This is a genomic window from Rhizobium sp. No.120 (assembly GCF_054558365.1).
In genome coordinates, this window is sequence record NZ_BAAJNQ010000045.1 from 1 (window position 1) to 1655 (window position 1655).

At 58.1% G+C, this 1655-nt stretch carries 1 protein-coding gene; it reads right to left on the reverse strand.

The genetic code is table 11. The features are described 5' to 3' along the window. Nucleotides 1-32 precede the first annotated feature (32 nt). Nucleotides 33-1589, reverse strand: coding sequence for an ISL3 family transposase (locus tag ACYJRZ_RS31840; protein WP_459465507.1), 1557 nt, complete (start codon nucleotides 1587-1589; stop codon nucleotides 33-35). Nucleotides 1590-1655: the final 66 nt, after the last annotated feature.

The following is a 1655-nucleotide window of genomic DNA, read 5'->3' on the forward strand; positions in this document are numbered from 1 at the left end:
GGCTCTGACGCACTTTTGCTGAAGCGGGAAGGCTACCGTATGCCTACCAATCGCGCCTGCAGCAGATCGAGTTTTGCTCTCCCGTACATCTGACGCTTAATGAGTTTCAGCCGCGTGATCTGGCCTTCAGTCTGCCCATTTGACCATTGGGAGATGATCGCGTTTCTGACGGCGGCGAGGTCTCTTGCGACGCCGCCGGCAAACGAGCCCACCAGACTGTCCTTTGCAGCAACAAGCCATTCGTCGAGCTTCCGCGCGTTCTTCGAGCGGATCATGGATTGGAAGTCACCAATAGCTGTGCGCGCTACTACCAGCTCAGGTACGTTCACTTCAATCGCCGCTACCAAAATGGCTTCAGCTTTTGCCAGGTCATCACGTGCAGTGGTCATCAGCCGAGCGATCACCCGTGCCGATGGCGTTCTGGCGAGACCACTCTGATTGGCTTTTTCTGCAAGACGCCGGCGCTGAGCCCATTGCGAGATGACACCGCTTTGTCCCGGAAAGCCTTTTGTTTTCATTTCCCGCCAGAGCGCCAATGCGTTTCGCGCCCCTTCTTCCCAACGCCCGTTGAGCCAAGGCAGCCAGCTATCCAGAGAGCTGGGCCGTGTGCGGAACACATCGAGACGCTGTCCCCGCAAGACGTCTCGGACAAGCTTTCGGCTGTGGCCGGTCTGACGCACGATCTGTCGAATGGAGGTCCCTTTCTTCGACAACTCGCGGATCGCCTCGTTCGATTCCTGGCGGCGTAGATATCCCTCATACTGGAGCTTCTCAGCGTATGTCAGAAGCTTCGGGTCAACGACATTGCTGCCCACTGCCTGTCTGATCTGCCGCATAGACTTGCCGACAGCATCGAGGAAGGCCCGGCTAGAGTTCTCCATCAGATGCCAACGATCCGCGATCTGCTCGGCGTCGGGTAAGGCTTTCGCGATGGCCTCGCCGTAGCCGCCGCCACGATCACGAGCGACGATCGATATCGACTGATGCTTGGCGAGCCACAATCGGGATGTATCCAACGCGCGATCTGGCAAAAGAGTGACAGGCCTGCGCCGCTCCAGGTCGCAAATGATTGTTCCGTAGGTTTGACCGCGCCTGAAGGCAAAGTCATCAATGCCGATGACATTGAGGTCGCCATGCTGATCAGCCGTCCGGCGGCGAACTACCCGCAGCAGCGTATCATTGCTCACCGGCATCATCAGGCGATGGGCGAACGCAGAAGCAGGCCTGCCTCCGAGCGCCAAGCCAAGGTGATGGATGATCGTCTCGAGCCGCTGAGTGCGACGGCCATAGCGAGTCAGAACGTCCTTGTCGAACTGCTCGCAGAAGATACGCCTTCCACAAAGAACTGCATCGCACCAGAAGCGGCGCGCCACAATCCTTAGTTCAACGCGCCGACCGCTGAGGGGAAGGTCCGAAGGCCGGCGCATATACTGACTTTGAATTCTGCGGCTCATACGCCCGCAGTCCGGACAAACTGCCGAGAGATGGCGTGGTCGCAGCCGAACTCGAACACTGTCCGCGACAACTTCAACCTCATCGACTGCAAAGCCAGATGGTGCGAGGCTCGCGATCGGAAACCGCTGTTGCATGAGCTGATCCTCCGGTGAATCAGCAGAATTTTCATCCGAGACAGCAGCAAAACTGAGTCAGAGCCA